The sequence below is a fragment of the Duganella sp. 3397 genome (genome assembly GCF_031456625.1).
Classification (GTDB): domain Bacteria; phylum Pseudomonadota; class Gammaproteobacteria; order Burkholderiales; family Burkholderiaceae_D; genus Rugamonas; species Rugamonas phyllosphaerae.
Window position 1 is genome coordinate 500,429 of the sequence record NZ_JAVDVB010000004.1, and the last position, 18,041, is coordinate 518,469.

The 18,041-nt window shown below is 63.5% G+C and carries 13 protein-coding genes; 12 read left to right on the plus strand and 1 reads right to left on the minus strand.

Features of this window, described 5'->3' with window-relative positions:
* Positions 1-6: 6 nt before the first annotated feature.
* The 12 genes from xdhA to J2X54_RS15125 all read left to right on the plus strand — a co-directional run bounded on the left by xdhA (position 7) and on the right by J2X54_RS15125 (position 17,019).
* Positions 7-1,491, plus strand: a complete 1,485-nt coding sequence (gene xdhA / locus J2X54_RS15070) for a xanthine dehydrogenase small subunit (RefSeq protein WP_310181658.1) — start codon at positions 7-9, stop codon at positions 1,489-1,491.
* Complete coding sequence (gene xdhB, locus J2X54_RS15075) at positions 1,488-3,824, plus strand: xanthine dehydrogenase molybdopterin binding subunit (protein ID WP_310181664.1); 2,337 nt, start codon at positions 1,488-1,490, stop codon at positions 3,822-3,824. The genes xdhA and xdhB overlap by 4 nt, the downstream gene beginning before the upstream one ends.
* A gap of 1 nt (position 3,825) precedes the next feature.
* Complete coding sequence (gene xdhC / locus J2X54_RS15080; protein WP_310181666.1) at positions 3,826-4,926, plus strand: xanthine dehydrogenase accessory protein XdhC; 1,101 nt, start codon at positions 3,826-3,828, stop codon at positions 4,924-4,926.
* Between the two features lie 16 nt (positions 4,927-4,942).
* Entirely contained in the window at positions 4,943-6,247 is a 1,305-nt protein-coding gene (gene guaD / locus J2X54_RS15085; protein ID WP_310181667.1) for a guanine deaminase, read from the plus strand.
* 24 nt (positions 6,248-6,271) lie between these two features.
* Complete coding sequence (locus J2X54_RS15090; protein ID WP_310181668.1) at positions 6,272-7,753, plus strand: adenosine deaminase; 1,482 nt, start codon at positions 6,272-6,274, stop codon at positions 7,751-7,753.
* A gap of 576 nt (positions 7,754-8,329) precedes the next feature.
* Positions 8,330-11,773 (plus strand): TonB-dependent receptor, encoded by a 3,444-nt coding sequence (locus tag J2X54_RS15095; RefSeq protein WP_310181671.1) that lies wholly within the window; start codon positions 8,330-8,332, stop codon positions 11,771-11,773.
* Between the two features lie 160 nt (positions 11,774-11,933).
* Positions 11,934-13,673 carry a bifunctional metallophosphatase/5'-nucleotidase gene (locus J2X54_RS15100; RefSeq protein WP_310181672.1) on the plus strand — a complete coding sequence of 580 codons (1,740 nt, stop codon included), beginning with the start codon at positions 11,934-11,936 and terminating at the stop codon, positions 13,671-13,673.
* Positions 13,674-13,688: 15 nt separating this feature from the next.
* Positions 13,689-14,915, plus strand: a complete 1,227-nt coding sequence (locus J2X54_RS15105; protein ID WP_310181673.1) for a phospholipase D-like domain-containing protein — start codon at positions 13,689-13,691, stop codon at positions 14,913-14,915.
* Positions 14,912-15,991: a S1/P1 nuclease gene (locus J2X54_RS15110; protein ID WP_310181675.1), complete on the plus strand. Its 1,080-nt coding sequence runs from the start codon at positions 14,912-14,914 to the stop codon at positions 15,989-15,991. The genes J2X54_RS15105 and J2X54_RS15110 overlap by 4 nt, the downstream gene beginning before the upstream one ends.
* A 21-nt stretch (positions 15,992-16,012) precedes the next feature.
* The gene (locus tag J2X54_RS15115; RefSeq protein ID WP_310181677.1) at positions 16,013-16,390 is read left to right on the plus strand and encodes a c-type cytochrome; all 378 of its coding nucleotides are present in this window, start codon (positions 16,013-16,015) and stop codon (positions 16,388-16,390) included.
* Between the two features lie 78 nt (positions 16,391-16,468).
* Positions 16,469-16,777 carry a type II toxin-antitoxin system HigB family toxin gene (locus J2X54_RS15120; RefSeq protein WP_310181680.1) on the plus strand — a complete coding sequence of 103 codons (309 nt, stop codon included), beginning with the start codon at positions 16,469-16,471 and terminating at the stop codon, positions 16,775-16,777.
* Positions 16,774-17,019, plus strand: a complete 246-nt coding sequence (locus J2X54_RS15125) for a hypothetical protein (protein WP_070248109.1) — start codon at positions 16,774-16,776, stop codon at positions 17,017-17,019. The genes J2X54_RS15120 and J2X54_RS15125 overlap by 4 nt, the downstream gene beginning before the upstream one ends.
* A gap of 43 nt (positions 17,020-17,062) precedes the next feature.
* Here J2X54_RS15125 and J2X54_RS15130 read toward each other — a convergent pair whose 3' ends face one another.
* The gene (locus tag J2X54_RS15130) at positions 17,063-18,034 is read right to left on the minus strand and encodes an ABC transporter permease (protein ID WP_070248107.1); all 972 of its coding nucleotides are present in this window, start codon (positions 18,032-18,034) and stop codon (positions 17,063-17,065) included.
* Positions 18,035-18,041 lie beyond the last annotated feature (7 nt).

Below are 18,041 nucleotides of genomic sequence, written 5' to 3' on the forward strand. Positions count from 1 at the left end.
GCCCTGATGTCCGAACCGATCCGCTTTTACTTCCGTGGCGCCGTGCATGAATTTACGGGTGGCGCGCCCACCCGCACCGTGCTCCAGCACCTGCGCGAAGACCTGCACTGCACCGGCACCAAGGAAGGCTGCGCCGAAGGCGATTGCGGCGCCTGCACCGTGGTTGTCGGCAGCCTCAATCCGGCCGGCCAGCTCGAGATGAAGGCGGTCAATTCCTGCATCCAGTTCGCGCCCACGCTCGACGGCAAGGCGCTGTTTACCGTGGAAGACTTGCAGCAGCCGGACGGCGCGCTGCACCCGGTACAGCAGGCCATGGTGGAGTGCCACGGCTCCCAGTGCGGCTTCTGTACCCCCGGTTTCGTCATGTCCTTGTGGGGCATGTACCTCGATAAAGAAGGCCAGTCCGCGCAGCGCCGCGAGATCGACGACTGCCTGTCCGGCAACCTGTGCCGCTGCACCGGCTACCGCCCCATCATCGACGCCGCCCATCGCATGACCGCACTGCCGGCCGTCGCGTTCGACCGCGCCGCGCTGACCGCACAGCTGCAAGCGTTGCAGCGCGAGGCGGGCAGCAGCTACACCGCCCACGGCCGCACCTTTTACGCGCCGCGCACCATCGAAGAACTGGTGGCCCTGCGCGCCGCCCACCCGCAAGCGACCCTGCTGGCCGGCTCCACCGACATCGGCCTGTGGGTGACCAAGCAGCTGCGCGAACTGGGCGACATCATCTACCTGGGCCACGTGACCGCGCTGCAAACTGTGGTGGAGCAGGGCGACATGCTGGAAATCGGCGCCGGCGTGTCGCTGGAAGACGCCTACAACGCGCTGTGCGAACTGTATCCGAGCCAGCTGGGCGAACTGCGCCAGCGCTTCGCCTCGCTGCCGATCCGCAATGCCGGCACCCTGGGCGGCAACGTCGCCAACGGCTCGCCGATCGGCGATTCGATGCCGTGGCTGATCGCGGTGGGCAGCGAGGTGGTGCTGCAAGGCGCCAATGGCCAGCGCGTGCTGCCACTCGAAGCGTTCTACCTCGACTACCAGAAAAAGGATTTGCAGCCTGACGAAATCGTCGCTGCCGTGCGGGTGCCGCTGCCGCGCGAGAACGTCCAGTTCCGCACCTATAAACTGGCCAAGCGCTTCGACCAGGATATTTCGGCCGTGTGCGCGGCATTCGCGTTTACGCTCGATGGTGACCATATCGTCGACGCCCGCATCGCCTATGGGGGCATGGCCGCCACGCCGCGCCGCGCGCCACGGGCAGAGAGTTCGCTGACCGGTTTGCGCTGGAACGAAGCCAACTTGCGGGGGGCGATGGATATGCTGACGCAGGACTTCGCGCCGCTGTCCGACATGCGTGCATCAGGCAGCTATCGCATGCAGACCGCGCAAAACCTGCTGCGCCGGTTCTGGTTCGAAACCCGGCTCGAGGCGCCGCTGGCCAATGAAGAAGTCAATGCCTTTGCCTTCAAAAACGCGAGGGAGTCCGCATGAACCAGCCCACCGCCCCCAACAGCGTGCGTGACGCCGCCAGCTGGCAAGCCGTCGGCATCGCGCGTCAGCACGAATCGGCCGAGCTGCACGTGCTGGGCCAGGCCACCTACACCGACGACATCCCGGAACTGCAAGGCACCTTGCATGCCGCGCTGGGCTTGTCGGCCAAGGCGCACGCCAACATCAAGCGCATCGACCTGGCGCCCGTGCGCGCCTCGAACGGCGTGGTGGCGGTGTACACGGCCGCCGACATCGTCGGCACCAACGACTGCGGCCCGATCATCCACGACGACCCGATCCTGTCCGCCGGCGAAGTGCTGTACGTGGGCCAGCCGATCTTCATCGTGGTGGCCGACACCCACGACAACGCCCGCCGCGCCGCGCGCCGCGCCGTGATCGATTACGAGGAACTGCCGGCCATTCTCACCCCGCAGGAGGCGAAAGCGGCGCAATCGTACGTACTGCCGCCGATGCAACTGAAACGCGGCGATTTCCAGACCGCGTTCGACCTGGCGCCGCGCGTGGTCAAAGGCAAGCTGTTCGTCGGTGGCCAGGAGCAGTTTTACCTGGAAGGCCAGATCGCCTACGCTATCCCCAAGGAAGACCAGGGCATGCTGGTGCAATGCTCGACCCAGCATCCGAGCGAAATGCAGCACGTGGTGGCCCACGCGCTGGGCGTGCACTCGCACAAGGTGCAAGTGGAGTGCCGGCGCATGGGCGGTGGTTTCGGCGGCAAGGAGTCGCAGTCGGCGCTGTGGGCGGCTGCCGCCGGCATCGCAGCGGCCAAGCTGAAACGCCCGGTCAAACTGCGCGCCGACCGCGACGACGACATGCTGGTCACCGGCAAGCGCCACTGCTTCTATTACGAGTACGAAGTCGGTTACGACGACAGCGGTAAAATCCTCGCCGCCAAGGTGGACATGACGCTGCGCGCCGGCTACTCGGCCGACTTGTCCGGCCCAGTGGCCACGCGCGCGGTCTGCCACTTCGACAACACCTATTATTTGTCGGACGTGGAAATCCTGGCCGGCTGCGGCAAGACCAACACTCAATCGAATACCGCGTTCCGCGGCTTCGGCGGCCCGCAAGGCGCGATTGCGATCGAATACATCATCGACGATATCGCCCGCAACCTCGGGCGCGATGCGCTCGATATCCGCCGGGTCAATTTCTACGGCACTACATCCCGCAATATCACGCCGTATGGCCAGGAGATCGTCGACAACGTGATCGGGGCGTTGACCGCCGACCTGGAACGCAGCAGCGAATACCGCGCCCGCCGCGCGGCCATCGATGCCTTCAATCAAACCAGCCCGGTGCTGAAAAAAGGCCTGGCGCTCACCCCTGTAAAATTCGGTATCGCCTTCAACGTCACCCACCTGAACCAGGCCGGCGCGCTGGTGCACGTGTACGTCGATGGCTCGGTGCTGGTCAACCACGGCGGCACCGAGATGGGGCAGGGCATCAACACCAAGGTGATGCAGGTGGTGGCGCACGAACTGGGCGTGTCGATGGAAAACCTGCGCGTGACTGCCACCGATACCAGCAAGGTGTCGAATACGTCGGCCACCGCCGCCTCCACCGGCGCGGATTTGAACGGTAAAGCGGCGCAGGACGCCGCACGCCAGATCCGCGAGCGCCTTACCGCCCATGCCATCAAACTGTACGGCGCCGACGACGGCCAGCCGGTGCGCTTCGAGGACAACGCGGTGCACGTCAACGGTCACGTGGTACCGTTCCCGCAACTGGTGCAAAAAGCTTACCTGGCGCGCGTGCAGCTATGGTCCGACGGTTTCTACGCCACGCCTGGCCTGCACTGGGATCCGAAAACCATGAGCGGCCACCCATTCTCGTACTATGCCTATGGCGCAGCTGTCTCCGAAGTGGTGGTCGATACACTGACCGGCGAATGGAAGCTGCTGCGCGCCGACGCCCTGTACGACGCCGGCCGCTCGCTCAACCCGGCTATCGATATCGGCCAGGTGGAGGGCGCCTTTATCCAGGGCATGGGCTGGCTCACCACCGAGCAATTGTGGTGGAACGGCGCCGGCAAGCTGATGACGCACGCGCCATCGACATACAAGATCCCCGGCATCTCGGACTGCCCGGAAGACTTGCGCGTCACGTTGTACCGGAACGACAACGTCGAAGACAGCATCCACCGGTCCAAGGCCGTGGGCGAGCCGCCGTTGCTGCTGCCGTTCTCGGTGTTCTTTGCGATTCGCGATGCGATATCGAGCGTGGGCGGCCACCACGTCAACCCGCCGCTCAACGCGCCGGCCACCAGCGAGGAAATCCTGCGCGCGGTGTCCATCGTCGAGCTTGGTGTCTGAAATGAATGCGTGGCTGACCAATGTGGCGCAACCGGCGGTGCTGGTGACGGTGGCCATCGTCGAGGGTTCCGGCCCACGCGAAACCGGCGCCAGGATGCTGGTCACGCGCACCGGCCAGTTCGACACCATCGGCGGCGGCCACCTGGAGCTGTGCGCGGTGGACCTGGCGCGCGCCATGCTCGACGACCCCACCGCTGGCGCCAGCCGGCTGGAGCGTTATGCCCTGGGCCCCACGCTCGGCCAGTGCTGCGGCGGCGTGGTGCACCTGGCGTTCGAGGTGGTCGATGAAGCGCTGCGCGCGGTGCTGGCCGCCTTGCGCTTACGTACGCGTGAAGATACCTGGCGCGTGAGCGCCATCGACGGCCCGCCGGCAGCGCTGCTGCTCGATGCCGACGGGATGACCATTGCCGGGCAGGGCGCCGTACCGGCCTTGGCCGCAGGCACCCTGATCGGCATGAGCCACGCCAAGCCAGGCGCACGTATACCTGGCGCGGTCATGGCCGGCGGCGCCAACACTTCCGCAACCTGCAGAACCACCAACGTGTTCCGCGACCCCACCGGCCGTCGCTGGCTGCTCGACGCCTGCCCGGCACCGCGCGCCCACCTGCTGCTGTTCGGCGCCGGCCACGTGGGCGCGGCCATCGTTCGCACACTGGGCGACTTGCCGTGCACCGTCACCTGGATCGACGAACGCGAAGACATGTTCCCCGCCACTGTGCCGGCCAACGTCACCGTGGAAGCGACCGACACGCCCGAAGCGCTGGTGGCGTGCGCACCGGATGGCGCCAGCTACCTGGTGCTCACCCACAGCCACGCGCTCGACCAGCGCCTGTCGGAGGCCATCCTGGCCCGTCCGCACGTGGGCTGGTTCGGCCTGATCGGATCCAACACGAAACGGGTACAATTCGAACGGCGCCTGGCCGCGCGCGGCATCGCGCAGGACCGTATCGCCGCCATGGTCTGCCCGATCGGGCTGCCCGGCATTACCAGTAAGCTCCCCGCCGCTATCGCCGCCTCCGTGTGCGCGCAATTGCTGATGGTCTGGGAGCAGCACCAACAACACCAGCAGCAGCATCAACATCGCAGCGCCGTTACCACCTGATTTCAGAAAGCCCCCTATGTCCACCACCGACCTGCAAGCCTATCGAGGCAGCTTGCTGCACTTTCTCGCCGATCCGGCGTTCAGCGACAACGCGCACGCCTGGCATGAAGACGGGCTGCTGATCGTCGCGGACGGCAAGGTGCGGGCGGCCGGCGACTACGCCACCTTGCACGCCACGCTGCCTGCTGGGACCACGGTGCACGACTACAGCGGCAAGCTGCTCATGCCCGGCTTTATCGACACCCACATCCACTACCCGCAGACCGATATCATCGCCTCGCCATCGGCAGGACTGCTGCCGTGGCTGGAGACCTATACGTTCCCGGCCGAGCGCAGTTTCGAGCACCCCGAACATGCGGCTGGCGTAGCCGAGTTCTTCCTCGACGAGCTGCTGCGCTGCGGCACCACCACCGCCATGGTGTACTGCACCGTGCACCCGCAATCGGTGGACGCGTTCTTCACCGCCAGCGAAGCGCGCGGCCTGCGCATGGTGGCCGGCAAGGTGCTGATGGACCGCAATTGCCCCGAGTTTTTGCGCGACACGGCCGAAAGCGGCGCGCGCGATACCGAAGCCCTGATCAACCGCTGGCACAACCACGGCCGCTCGCAGTACGCGATCACGCCGCGCTTTGCACCCACGTCCACCAACGAGCAGCTGCACCTGGCCGGAGAACTGGCGCGTGCCTACCCGGACACCTATATCCAGACCCACGTGTCGGAAAATGAAGCCGAATGCGCGTGGGTGCGCGAACTGTTCCCGCAGTCGCGCAGCTACATCGACGTGTATGACAGCTACGGCATGCTGCGTCCGCGCGCCATGTACGGCCACTGCATTTGGCTCGACGACGCCGATCGCCGGCGCATGGCGGAAACCGGCGCCGCAGCCGCGATCTGCCCGACGTCCAACCTGTTCCTCGGCAGCGGCCTGTTCGACTTCGAGCGCGCCGACCAGGCGGGTATGCTGGTCGCGCTGGCGACCGACGTGGGCGGCGGCACCTCGTTCTCGATGTTGCAAACCATGAATGAAGCCTATAAAGTAGCGCGCTTGAAGGGCAGCAATTTGCCGGCCTTGCGAATGTTTTACCTGGCCACGCTGGGCGCGGCGCGCGCCATGCAGCTGGAGGGCACGATCGGCAATTTCGCCCCGGGCGCGGAGGCCGATTTCATCGTCGTCGATCCGCAAGGCACGCCGCTGTTGCAGCGCCGCTCGCGCAGCGTCGCCAGCCTGGAAGAGCAGCTGTTTGCGCTGGCGCTGCTGGGCGACGACCGGGCGATTGCCGCCACCTATTCGGGCGGTCGCCAGGTCCACGTCCGCACTTAATATCACCTCACATCGGGAAGAACCATGCATAAACACTTCGTCAGCTTCAACGCCCTGGCCATTCCACTGGCGGCGGCCATGTTGTGCGCAGCACCGCTGGCAGCGCAGGCCGCGACCAATGAAGCGGTCACCAGCAACGTGTTCGCGTCCATGGTGGCCGGCAAGGAGCCCAGGCTGGCCGAGCTGACCATGTTCTTCACGCTGATGCCCAAGGGCGGCGACCTGCACCACCATTACTCGGGCGCGCTGTACGCCGAGCAGTACCTACGCTGGGTGGACAAGCAGGGCTTCTGCATCAACAAGGCCGGCTACACCATCAACGTCGACCAGGCAGTGGCCAAGGCAGAACGCGCGCGGCCGCTGGCAGAACGCGCCTGCCTGTCGGGTGAAGACACCATGCTGGACAACACTTTCCTGTCCAACCTGCTGCAGCGCTGGTCCGACAAGGACTACCACAACCACGGCGCCATCCAGAACCCGCCAGACCGCCAGTTCTTCGACACTTTCGCCTATTTCAATTCGGTAGCCTCCACCAATACCGCCGAGGGCCTGCAGACGCTCAAGCGCCGCGCCATCGACGAAAACCTCAGCTACATCGAGACCATCTTCGAGATTGCGCCGATCGCCCAGGATGCCGGTTTCGACGACAAGGCCCGCGCCGGCACCGTCACCGACGCCGACCTGGCCGCGTACATGAGCAAGCTCGAAGGCGACCAGGCCTTCAACGGCTGGATCGCCGCCTACCTCGACAACGTGAAAAAATCGGGCGCCGGCATCGACGACGAGAGCTTCACCCTGCGCTACCAGCCGTTTGCGCTGCGCTTCCTCACGCCGTCGCAGGTTTTTTCACAAATGGTATCGAGCTTCAAGCTGGCCACGGCCAGTCCGATGATCGTCGGCGTCAACATCGTCGGCCAGGAAAGCACCCACGTATCGATGCGCGACTATGCGCTGCACATGAAAATGTACGGCTTCCTGAAAGCCAAGTACCCGTCCGTGAAACTGGCGCTGCACGCCGGTGAGCTGTCGCTGGGCATGGTGGAACCGGAAGGTTTGAAATTCCACATCAAGGATGCGCTCGACGTAGCGGGCGCCAGCCGCATCGGCCATGGCATGGACATCGCCCACGAGCACGATCCGCTCGGCATCATGAAAAAAATGCGTGATCGGAATATCCCGGTCGAGGTCAATTTGAGCAGTAACGACTTTATTTTGGGCATCAAGGACCAGGAACACCCGGTCACGCTGTTCCGCAAATATGGCGTGCCGTTCGTGCTCAGCACCGATGACGCTGGCGTGTCGCGCAACAACCTGTCCGGCGAATACGTGCTGTTCGCGTCGCGCTACCAGCCGACGTATGGCGAAGTGAAGAAGCTGTCGTACGACAGCATCCGTTATTCCTTCCTGGCTGACGCAGATAAACAACGGTTGTTGAAAGCTTTAGACGGCAAGTTCGACAGATTTGAAGCCGATATTGCGAAGGCACAACCAAAGCAAAAACGCTGAGTACGCTTTAAGACCGCCGGGTGTGTGGCGCAACGTCCACACCCGCAGCCACTTCGTCGCAAATATTTTTCCCCGCACGACAGCGTCCGCCTGTTGTCACCCCTACCTTTATTTCCTTCAACTGGACAGTTGTTTTTTGCCAAGTGTGGCCGGCAAGCTACAGAATTCGGCGTAGCAAGCGTGGCTTGATGCTTGTTTGGCAATGAATGGATTTCACGTGGTAATCGCTGACTTATAATTTCGCCTGTTTTTGACGGGGCAGTCCCGGCAGCCAGAATTGCAGCGATTTTTTTCGCGCATTTATAGTTTTTCGATCTGAATAATTAAAGTAAAACGTATTTGTCAGCGATTTTTGGTTAATGCATAGTCGGATTTAATGAGGCAAAAAGGCAAGTTTTTTCCTTGCCTGGAGCTTATCCCCGTCACAGCCCTGACATATTTCACCGCTACACTCACCCGCTGCACGTTTGTGCCGGGAGACTTGGACGGTCTGACCAGTTGCAGCAAACGTAAGAGGGAGATTCCTGCCACCAGCGGGTTTCGACAATAACTATTAGTCTTTTTTGGGGTTATACAATGATCAATCACAAACGGCTCAAGCTGACGCAAATCGCGTTCAGCCTGTCTATCGCGCTTGCGACAGTCCCGGCCATGGCTCAGAACACGACGTCGTCGATCGCCGGCCGCGTGTCGGCTGGCGATGGCAAGCCTGCCGCTGGCGCGACCGTTACTATCGTTCACACCGAGTCCGGCACCAGCACCAAGGTGGTGACCGACGCCGAAGGCCGCTACCTGCAGCGTGGCCTGCGTACCGGTGGTCCGTACACGATCATCATCTCCAAGGACGGCGTTGAAGAAAAACGCGAGAACGTGTTCACCCAGCTGGCGGAAACCGCCACCGTGGACGCCACCCTGGGCGCGCAGCAAATGCAAGTCGTGACCGTGGCCGGCTCCGCCGCCCGTTCCGAGAAATTCTCGAAAACCAATATGGGCGCCGGCACCAGCATCAGCGCGACCGAACTGGCGATCCAGGGTTCGATCAACCGCAACCTGCAAGACTACGCCCGTGCCGACCCGCGCGTGTCGCAGACCGACAAGGAACGCGGCGAGATGTCCGTTGCCGGCCAGAACTCGCGCTACAACTCGCTGACCATCGACGGCGTGGCCGTCAACGATACCTTCGGCCTGGAAGCGAGCGGCTCGCCGACCTCCAAGCAACCGATCTCGATCGAAGCGATCCAGTCGGTGCAGATCAACGTCGCCAACTACGACGTTACCCAGAAGGGCTATGTCGGCGGCAACATCAACGCCGTCACCAAGTCCGGTACCAATACCGTCAAGGGCAGCGTGTACTACGTGTTCCGCGACGACAAGCTGTCCGGCGATCGTTACAACTCGAGCACCGACAGCTACTATGCGCCACCGAAGTCGAAAGATACGACCAAGGGCTTCACCGTCGGCGGTCCGATCATCAAGGACAAGCTGTTCTTCTTCGCTAACTACGAAAAGCTGGAATCGTCGCGCAGCGCGCCAGCATTCGGCCCACTGGGCAGCTCACTGACCAACGTCGCCATCACCCCGAATGCGATCGCCCAGGCACAAGCCATCGCCACCGGTTACGGCATCGACATCGGCACCAGCGACGTTCCAGGCGGCACCAAGCTGGACGTCACCGACAAGCTGTTCAAGCTCGACTGGAACATCAACGATGACCACCGCCTGATGGTGCGTTACTCGAAGACCGAGCAGTCGGAACCGATCTTCCCCAGCATTTCGAGTAATACGTTGTCGCTGAGCTCGGCTTGGTATGCACAGAAGAAAAACATCGAAACCAAGGTCGCGCAACTGACTTCGGACTGGACCCCGACCTTCTCGACCGAATTCAAGGCGTCGCAGCGCGATTACGAGAGCGTGCCGCAAAATAACTCGACGTTGCCAGCGATCTCGCTGACGTTTGCTGGCGCGTTGCCGGCCGGCGCCGAAACCTTGCCAGCGAGCCGTACGCTGAACTTCGGTACCGATTCGAGCCGCCAGTTTAACAACCTCAACACCAAGACGCTGGACCTGTACGGCGGCGCCAACTGGACCCTGGGCGACCACGAAGTGAAGTTTGGCGCTGACTACCAGAAGAACGAGATCTTCAACGCGTTCTTGCAAAACACCTACGGCAACTACAACTTCAGCTGCCAGAACAGCAGCGCGGCGCTGCAGTACAGCTTCGGCGCCATCAACTGCGGTACCGCCACGGCAGCCCAGGTGGAGCGCGCGATCCTGGAAAACTTCCGTATCGGCCGCCCAACGTCGTACACCCTGCTGACCGCAGCGCCAGGCAATACGCTGGAGCAGAACGCCGCCGCGAACTTCACCATGAAGAATACCGGCGTGTTCTTGCAGGACGTGTGGACCATCAATCCGAGCCTGACCGTCAGCTACGGTGTACGCCTGGACAGCGCTTCCGTGCCTGAGCGTCCAACCCTGAACGCCAGCGTGGCAGGTGCCGCCGTGGCCAGCATCACCGCGCCTGGCGTGGGCCTGGTCACCGGCCGCCAGACCGGCGGCTTCGGCCTCGACAACACCGTTACCTTCGACGGCCAGAAATTGTGGCAGCCGCGCGCCGGCTTCAATTACAAGTTCGACACCGAGCGTCGTACCCAGCTCCGTGGCGGCGCCGGCCTGTTCCAGGGCGCGGCAGCAACCGTCTGGCTGGCCAACCCGTTCCAGAACAACGGCGTAGCTACCCGCACGACCACGTGCAGCACCTCGACCACCGTGTGCCCGACCGCTGGCGGCGCATTCAACCCAGCCGTCGGCGTTGTGCCGGGCGCACTGTCCACCTCCACCCCGGTACCGCCGATCGACACTCTGGCGCCAGGTCTGCGCCAACCGTCGGTATGGAAAGCTAACATCGCACTGGACCACGAACTGCCATGGTACGGCATGGTCTTCGGCGCCGAGTTCCTGCGCACCAAGGTACGTGACGGTATCTACTACCAGAACTACAACCTGGGTGCGGCAACGGCTACCGGCACCGACGGTCGTCCGATGTACTACAACGCCGCCGCGCTGTCGGCCAACTGCTGGAATGCCAGCGGCACCGCAATCACCAGCGGCACCGTCGGCGGTACCAACTGCGCCAACTACCGCAGCAAGGCAGCCAGCAACAGCAGCTTCGGCAACGTGCTGGTCGCCACCGGCACCAACAAGGGCTACAGCAATGTCGCTACCGCTTCGCTGTCGCGTCCGATGTCGGGTGGCTATAGCTGGTCGCTGGCGTACTCGTACACCGAGTCGAAAGAAGTCTCGCCACTGACCTCGTCCACCTCAAGCTCGACATTTAACGGCCGTTCGGTATTCAACCCGAATGAAGAGGTTGCCGCCAACTCGAGCTACCTGGTCAAGGATCGTATCAGCGCCGTCCTGAACTTCCAGAAGCGTTTCTTCGATAACTACAAGACCACTTTTGGTCTGTTCTACGAAGGCCGTTCCGGCAAGCCGTACAGCTGGACCATCAACAACGACTTGAACGGTGATTCGGTTGCCGGTAACGACCTGATGTTCATTCCTTCGGCGCCAGGTTCGGGCCAGGTAGTGTTCGCGGGCGACACCCCGACCAACAACGCCAACGAAACCAAGTTCTGGGGCATCGTGAACGGCAACAAGGCGCTGAAACAGGCCGCTGGCGGCGTGATTGGTCGCAACACCGACTTCTCGCCATGGACCAACAGCTTCGATATGCGTATCGCTCAGGAAGTGCCAAGCTTCTTCAGCGGCCATAAAGCTGTCTTCACGCTCGACATCTTCAACGTCGGCAATCTGCTGAACAAGAAGTGGGGCCGTATCAATGAAGTGGCGTTCCAGGGCGGTGGCGCACAGGCACGCAGCTTCGTGGACTTCGTGGGTCTGGATGGCCAGGGCCGTTATATCTACAAGGTACGCGACAACGTCGAGAACCTGGAAACCCGTCAAGCCAAGGGCGAATCGCAGTGGGCTGTTCAAGCCACTGTGAAGTACGAATTCTAAGTTCGTAACGCGCACTTGAAACACAGAACGGCCGGTGGCGACACCGGCCGTTTTTTATGGTGCGCCCAGCTTTGTAACGTAATATTCCAGCGGCTGCTTGCGCTGTTCCTTGCGTGCTTTTGCGCTGTACAATAATCGATTCCGACACGCCTGGACTGCAATGAAATTACCTCTTCGTCGTGTAGCCGCGCTCGCGCTGGCCGCTTCCCTGGTGTCCGCGCTGCCAGCCTGTACCACGCGCCTGCCCGCTGCCGCCGACAACACCGCCGCCACCTCTACCACAGCACCCGCGCACCTGGTGCAGGTCGAACTGGTCACGCTCAACGATTTCCACGGTAACCTCGAGCCCAGCAAGTACGTGTGGGATAGCGTCAACGGCGGCGGTGCGCGCACCATCGAAGCGGGCGGCATCGACACCATCGGCGGCGCGCTGCAAGCCTGGCGCCGCGACGATCCGCAACTGCTGCTGGTTGGCGCCGGCGACCTGGTGGGCGCCAGTCCCGCCATCTCGTCGATGTGGGCCGACGAACCCACCATCGCCGCCATGAATATGCTGGGCCTGCGCGCCAGCTCGGTGGGCAACCACGAATTCGACGCCGGCCGGGTGGAGCTGCTGCGCCAGCAGGGCGGCGGCTGCAAGTCGCCGCGCGCCGACAAGGCCTGCAAGTATGAACCGAACTTCGGCGGCGCCAAATTCTCGTACCTGGCCGCCAACGTGATCGACACCGCCACCCGCAAGCCGGTGCTGCCGGCCTACAAAATAGAGACCGCGCACGGCGTCAAGATCGCCTTCATCGGCACGGTCCTGCAAGGCACGGCCGAATCGGCGCTGGCCTCCGGTATCGCCGGCCTCGAATTCATCGACGAGGCCGACGCCATCAACCGCCAGTTACCCGAGCTGCGCCGGCAGGGCGTGGGCGTGTTCGTGGCGCTGGTACACCAGGGCGGCACCACGGTGGAAAAATTCGACCAGCCCGATTGCAGCAAGCTCACCGGCCCGGTCACCGAGATCGTCAAGCGTCTCGATCCGGCCGTGCGGCTGGTGGTCAGCGGCCACTCGCACAAGGGTTATACGTGCCAGGTCGATGGCCGCACCGTCACGCAATCGGATATGGGCGGCCACGTGCTGGGCCGCATCGCGCTCACGGTCGATACCACCACCAATACACTGAAGGACATCCGCGCGCGCCAGGAGGTGATGGTGCCCGGTAAATGGCCGAAGGATCCGCAACTGGCGGCCTACCTGGAGACCGCGCGTGCACGCAGCGCGGCGTTGCTGGCGCAGCCGGTGGCGCGCCTGGCGGTGGCCAGCGTGGTGCGCACGCGTAACGACAGCGGCGAGTCCGCGCTGGGCGACCTGGTGGCCGATTCGGTCTTGCAGGCCGGCCGGCCGTTCGGCGTGCAGATCGGCTTCATGAACAACGGCGGCATGCGCCAGGACCTCGACACCGACAACGATCGCGCCAGCGTTGGCCAGACCCGCATGGTGCTGCCGTTCGGTAATACACTGGTGGTGATGAACCTCAAGGGCTGGCAAATCCTCGACCTGCTCGAAGAACAGTGGAGCGGCGGGCGCGAAGAAACACGCGGCTTGCTCCAGGTATCCGATGGTTTTACTTATCGATGGGACGCGCGCCGTGGCGATGGCAGCAAGGTGGTGCCGGGCAGCGCCAGGCTCAATGGCAAACCGATCGAGCGCGAAACGACGTACCGCGTGATGGTCAATAACTTCCTGGCCGAGGGTGGCGACGGCTTCCCGACGTTTGCCAATGGCCGCAATCGCTCCAACACCGGCATCCGCGACATCGATGCCTTCAACGATTACCTGGTCAAGCGCGAACAGTCCGGCAAACCCGCCGGCGCCGCGCAACCACAACAGCGCTACCAGCGCCTGCAATAGCCATAGGAGTTACCGATGCGCCCACTTTTATTGTCCATCCTCGTGCCGGCGCTGTTCGCTGTCAGTGCCACCGCCCACGCCGAATTTTCCATCCCCGGCTTCGAGCTGGTGCAAACCTCGCCGGCCGAAACGGTGCTGCGCAATCCCGACCTGCGCGACCCGGTCACGGTGTGGAGCGAGATGTTCGACAGCGCCCAGAAGGAGATCGTGATCGGCCAGTTCTACGCCGTTACCAAGCCCGGCACGGCGTTTGAAAAAGTGGTGGAACGGCTGGCTGCCGCCGGCGCGCGCGGCGTCAAGATCCGCTTCCTGATCGACCAGAAGGGCGTGGGCCTGTCCGAAGCATCCACGCTGGAGCGCCTGAAAGCGATTCCCAACCTGGAACTGCGGGTGATGGACTTCAGCAAGCTGACCGGCAGCGGCATCATCCACGCCAAGTACCTGGTGGTCGATGGCAAGCAAGCCTTTATCGGCAGCCAGAACTTCGACTGGCGCTCGTTCGAACATATCCACGAAACCGGGCTGCGCATCACCGATGCGAAGATGGTCGGCGAAGTGCTGGCCGTGTTCAACCAGGACTGGCGCGCCCAGGCCCTGCTGGCCAAGGGTGGCAAGGTACCGGAGGTGAACAAGAAGGTGGTGGCGGCCGACTACCGCCAGGACGCCTACCTGCTGGCCAGCCCCAACAAGTACAACACCCGTGGAGTGGGCGACTCGGAGAGCGGCCTGCCGGCGCTGCTGGCCAACGCCAAGACCGAAGTGCGGGTGCAACTGCTCGACTACGCGCCGATCAGCTATGGCCCCAACGGCACCCGTCCGTACTACGCGGTGATCGACAACGCCGTGCGCGCCGCCGCCAACCGTGGCGTCAAGGTCAAGCTGATGGTCTCGAACTGGAACCTGGAAATGCCGGCGCAAGCGTACCTGAAAAGCCTGGCGGTGCTGCCCAACGTCGAGATCCGCGTGGTGACCCTGCCGATGTCCTCGAGCGGCTTCATTCCGTTCGCGCGCGTCATCCACAGCAAGACCATGGTGATCGACAACCAGGTGGCCTGGGTGGGCACCAGCAACTGGTCCGGCGGGTACATGGACGCCTCGCGCAATTTCGAGGTGGTGATGCGCAACGAGAAAATGGCCGAACGCCTGGCCGCCACGCAAGAGCAGATCTGGACGTCGCCGTACGCGCAGCCGCTCAATATCTCCAAGCAGTATCCGAAACCGGTCAAGGGCAAAGCAGAATGAAGCGATTTACGACAAAACAGGTTTCGATGATCGTGGCGCTCGCTGGTGCTTTTGCCACCTTCAACGCCCACGCCTGGGGCAACGACGGCCACCGCGCGGTGGGCGCCATCGCCGACCAGCTGCTCAAGGGCAGCAACGCGCAGCAGCATGTGCAGGCGCTGCTGCTGCCGGGCGAGAGCCTGGAAAAAGTCTCCACCTGGGCCGACTGCGTGAAGGGCACGTATTGTGGCCCGCAAAGCGACGAGATGAAATCGTACGTGGCGGCCAATCCCAAGCACAGCGAATACCACTACACCGACGTGCCGTTCCAGCTGCCGGCGTACCACGACCATGGCGTGGGCACGGCCGACGACGACATCGTGCAGACCGCCAAGCAGTGCATCGCGGTCCTGCAGGGCAAGGCCGATGCCGCCACCAACCCGCACCACTTCACGCCGCGCCAGGCGCTGCTGATCCTCACCCACCTGGCCGGCGACATCGCCCAGCCGCTGCACGTGGGCGCCGGTTTTGTCAGCAAGGATGGCCGGTTCGTGGTGCCCACCCAGGCGCAGCTGGACGCCGGCGAAGTCTTCGACGCGCGCGGCGGCAACAACCTGCTGCTCGACGACGTCAAGCTGACCGCCACCAGCGACCAGCTGATTCCGGCGGCGCCGGTGGAGGAGGGCAAGCCTGCCGGTGCTCCAGCGCGCGCGCCGCAAACCACGCGCCCGTTCCACTCGTACTGGGACACCACGGTGGTCAACTACGCATTCCGCCGCATCGGCGCACGCACGCCCGAGCAGTTCGCCAAGCTGGTCATCGCCGGCAACCCGACCGTGGTGCCGGCCAGGGGTGACCTGGCCACCTGGCCGTACCAGTGGGCCGACCAGTCGCTGGCCATTTCCAAGGTGGCTTATGCCGACGTGACGGTGGGTGCGGCGTCGCAGCAGACCAGCAAGAGCACGGGCGAAACCTACACCGTGTGGGCGCTGGCGATGCCGGACAACTACCCGGTTCCCAGCTCGGCCATCGCCAGACAGCAGCTCACGCAGGGCGGCTACCAGCTGGCGGCAGTGCTCAAGGCGATCTGGCCGTAGCGCGCAACCCGGCCGACGACCATGAAAAAAATCCTGCTGCCGCTGCTGCTGTCAGCCCTGGCCAGCGCCCCTGCCCAGGCCGCTGGCAAGATCGGCAACGCCAAGGCCGGCGAAGCCGCGTTCCTGAAATGCGCGTCGTGCCACCAGGTGGGCAAGTACGCGCAACCGGCCTACGGCCCGCAGCTGAACGCCATCGTCGGCCGCAAGGCCGGCACGTCGGCCGGCTATAAATATTCGGAAGCGATGAAGCGCTCGGGTCTGGTCTGGACCGAAGCCAACCTGGCCGCCTTCCTGCGCGCCCCGCACGACGTGGTGCCCGGCACCAGCATGCGCTTCTGGGGCATCGGCGACGAACAGCAGGTGGCCGATTTGCTGGCGTATATGCGCGGCTTGCGCTGAGGGGCGTTCGGGATAACGGGTTTGGATCACTATTGAGAAAACTCAAAGGCTATTGTGAGACGCGTCATACATTGGCACATGCGCCTCCTCTCCACAAAAGTGCTCAAAGAGTTCTGTGTTAGCCACCCGGACGCACGCAGCGCCATCCGCAAGTGGGGGCAAACAATGATCGACGCGCAACCGCTGAATTTTTCCGACCTCAGGACATTCAGCCGCAGCGCCGACTACGTCCCGCCATTTACCGTGTTCAACCTCGGCGGCAACAAGTTCAGGCTGATCGCCATTGTTCATTACGCCAGCGGCACTGTCTTTATTCGCGACGTGTTCACGCACCGCGAGTATGATAAGTGGACCAAGCGTTACCAGCAGGGAAAGGTCCGGGAATGAATACTTTGGCAGACGATATCGACGCCCACGCGCTCGAAGCGGCATGGGGCGAGCTCGACAGGGTTGCGCGGTTGCGGCCGATTCACGATGAGGCCAGCTACGATCATGCGGTGGCGCTGATGAACCGCGTGCTTGATGTGATGGGAGATAACGAGCAGCATCCGTTGGCCGGGTTGCTCGAGTTGCTGGCCACGCTGGTCGGCAACTATGAACAGAAGCATTACGCCCTTGGCGATATCTGACGGCGCGGCAGTCCAGCAAGCCGCGCCGTCAACCAACGCCTGATTAACGCGACTTGACGAACGGCGTCCCCAGCGCCTTCGGCGCCACCGACTTGGCCATCAGCCCGGCCAGCACGATCACCGTCACCACGTACGGCACCATTTGGATCAAGGAGCCCGGCAGGCGGCCGACCACCGGCAGGTCCACGCCTTCGATCTGGATTTGCACGGCGGCGAAGAAGCCGAACATCAGGCAGCCCAGGAATGTGTACAGCGGGCGCCAGTTACCGAATACCATGGCGGTGAGGGCCAGGTAGCCGGCGCCAGCCGACATGTCGCGCAGGAAGAAGCCGCTCTGCACGATCGACAGGTAGGCGCCCGAGAACGAGCACAGTACACCGGCCACGATCATCGTCGTGTAGCGCTGGCGGGCGACGTTGACGCCGGCCGCGTCGGCTGCGTGCGGGTTCTCGCCGCAGGCGCGCAGGCGCAGGCCGAAGCGGGTGTGGTACAGCAGCCAGTGCACCAGCGGCACCAGCGCGAACGCCAGGTACACCAGCACCGAGTGGCCGCCGATCAGGTGTGCATACACCCAGCCGATGAAAGGCACGTCGCGGATCGCGGCAGTCCCCGGCAGGACCACGTCGAACAGGCGCGCGGAGCCGATGTCGGGCGTGCGGCCGCCTTGCTGGAAGATGTACTGGGCGACCACGAAGGTCAGGCCGCTCATGGCGATGTTGATCGCGATGCCGGCGACGAGCTGGTTGCCCTTCTGGGTGATCGCCACGTACGCTTGCAGGGTGGCCAGCAGGACGGAGACCAGCATGCCGGCGGCGATGCCGCTCCACGGATTTTGCGTGAGGTAGGCCACGGCAGCCGAGACAAAGGCGCTGGCGAGGATCTTGCCTTCCAGGCCGATGTCGATCACGCCCGAACGTTCGGCGAACAGGCCGGCCATGCCGGCGAAAATCAGGACCGGCGCGTTGCGCACGGTCGATACCAGGATGCTGCCCAGATGGAGGTCGTCAAAAGTCATGTCGTTA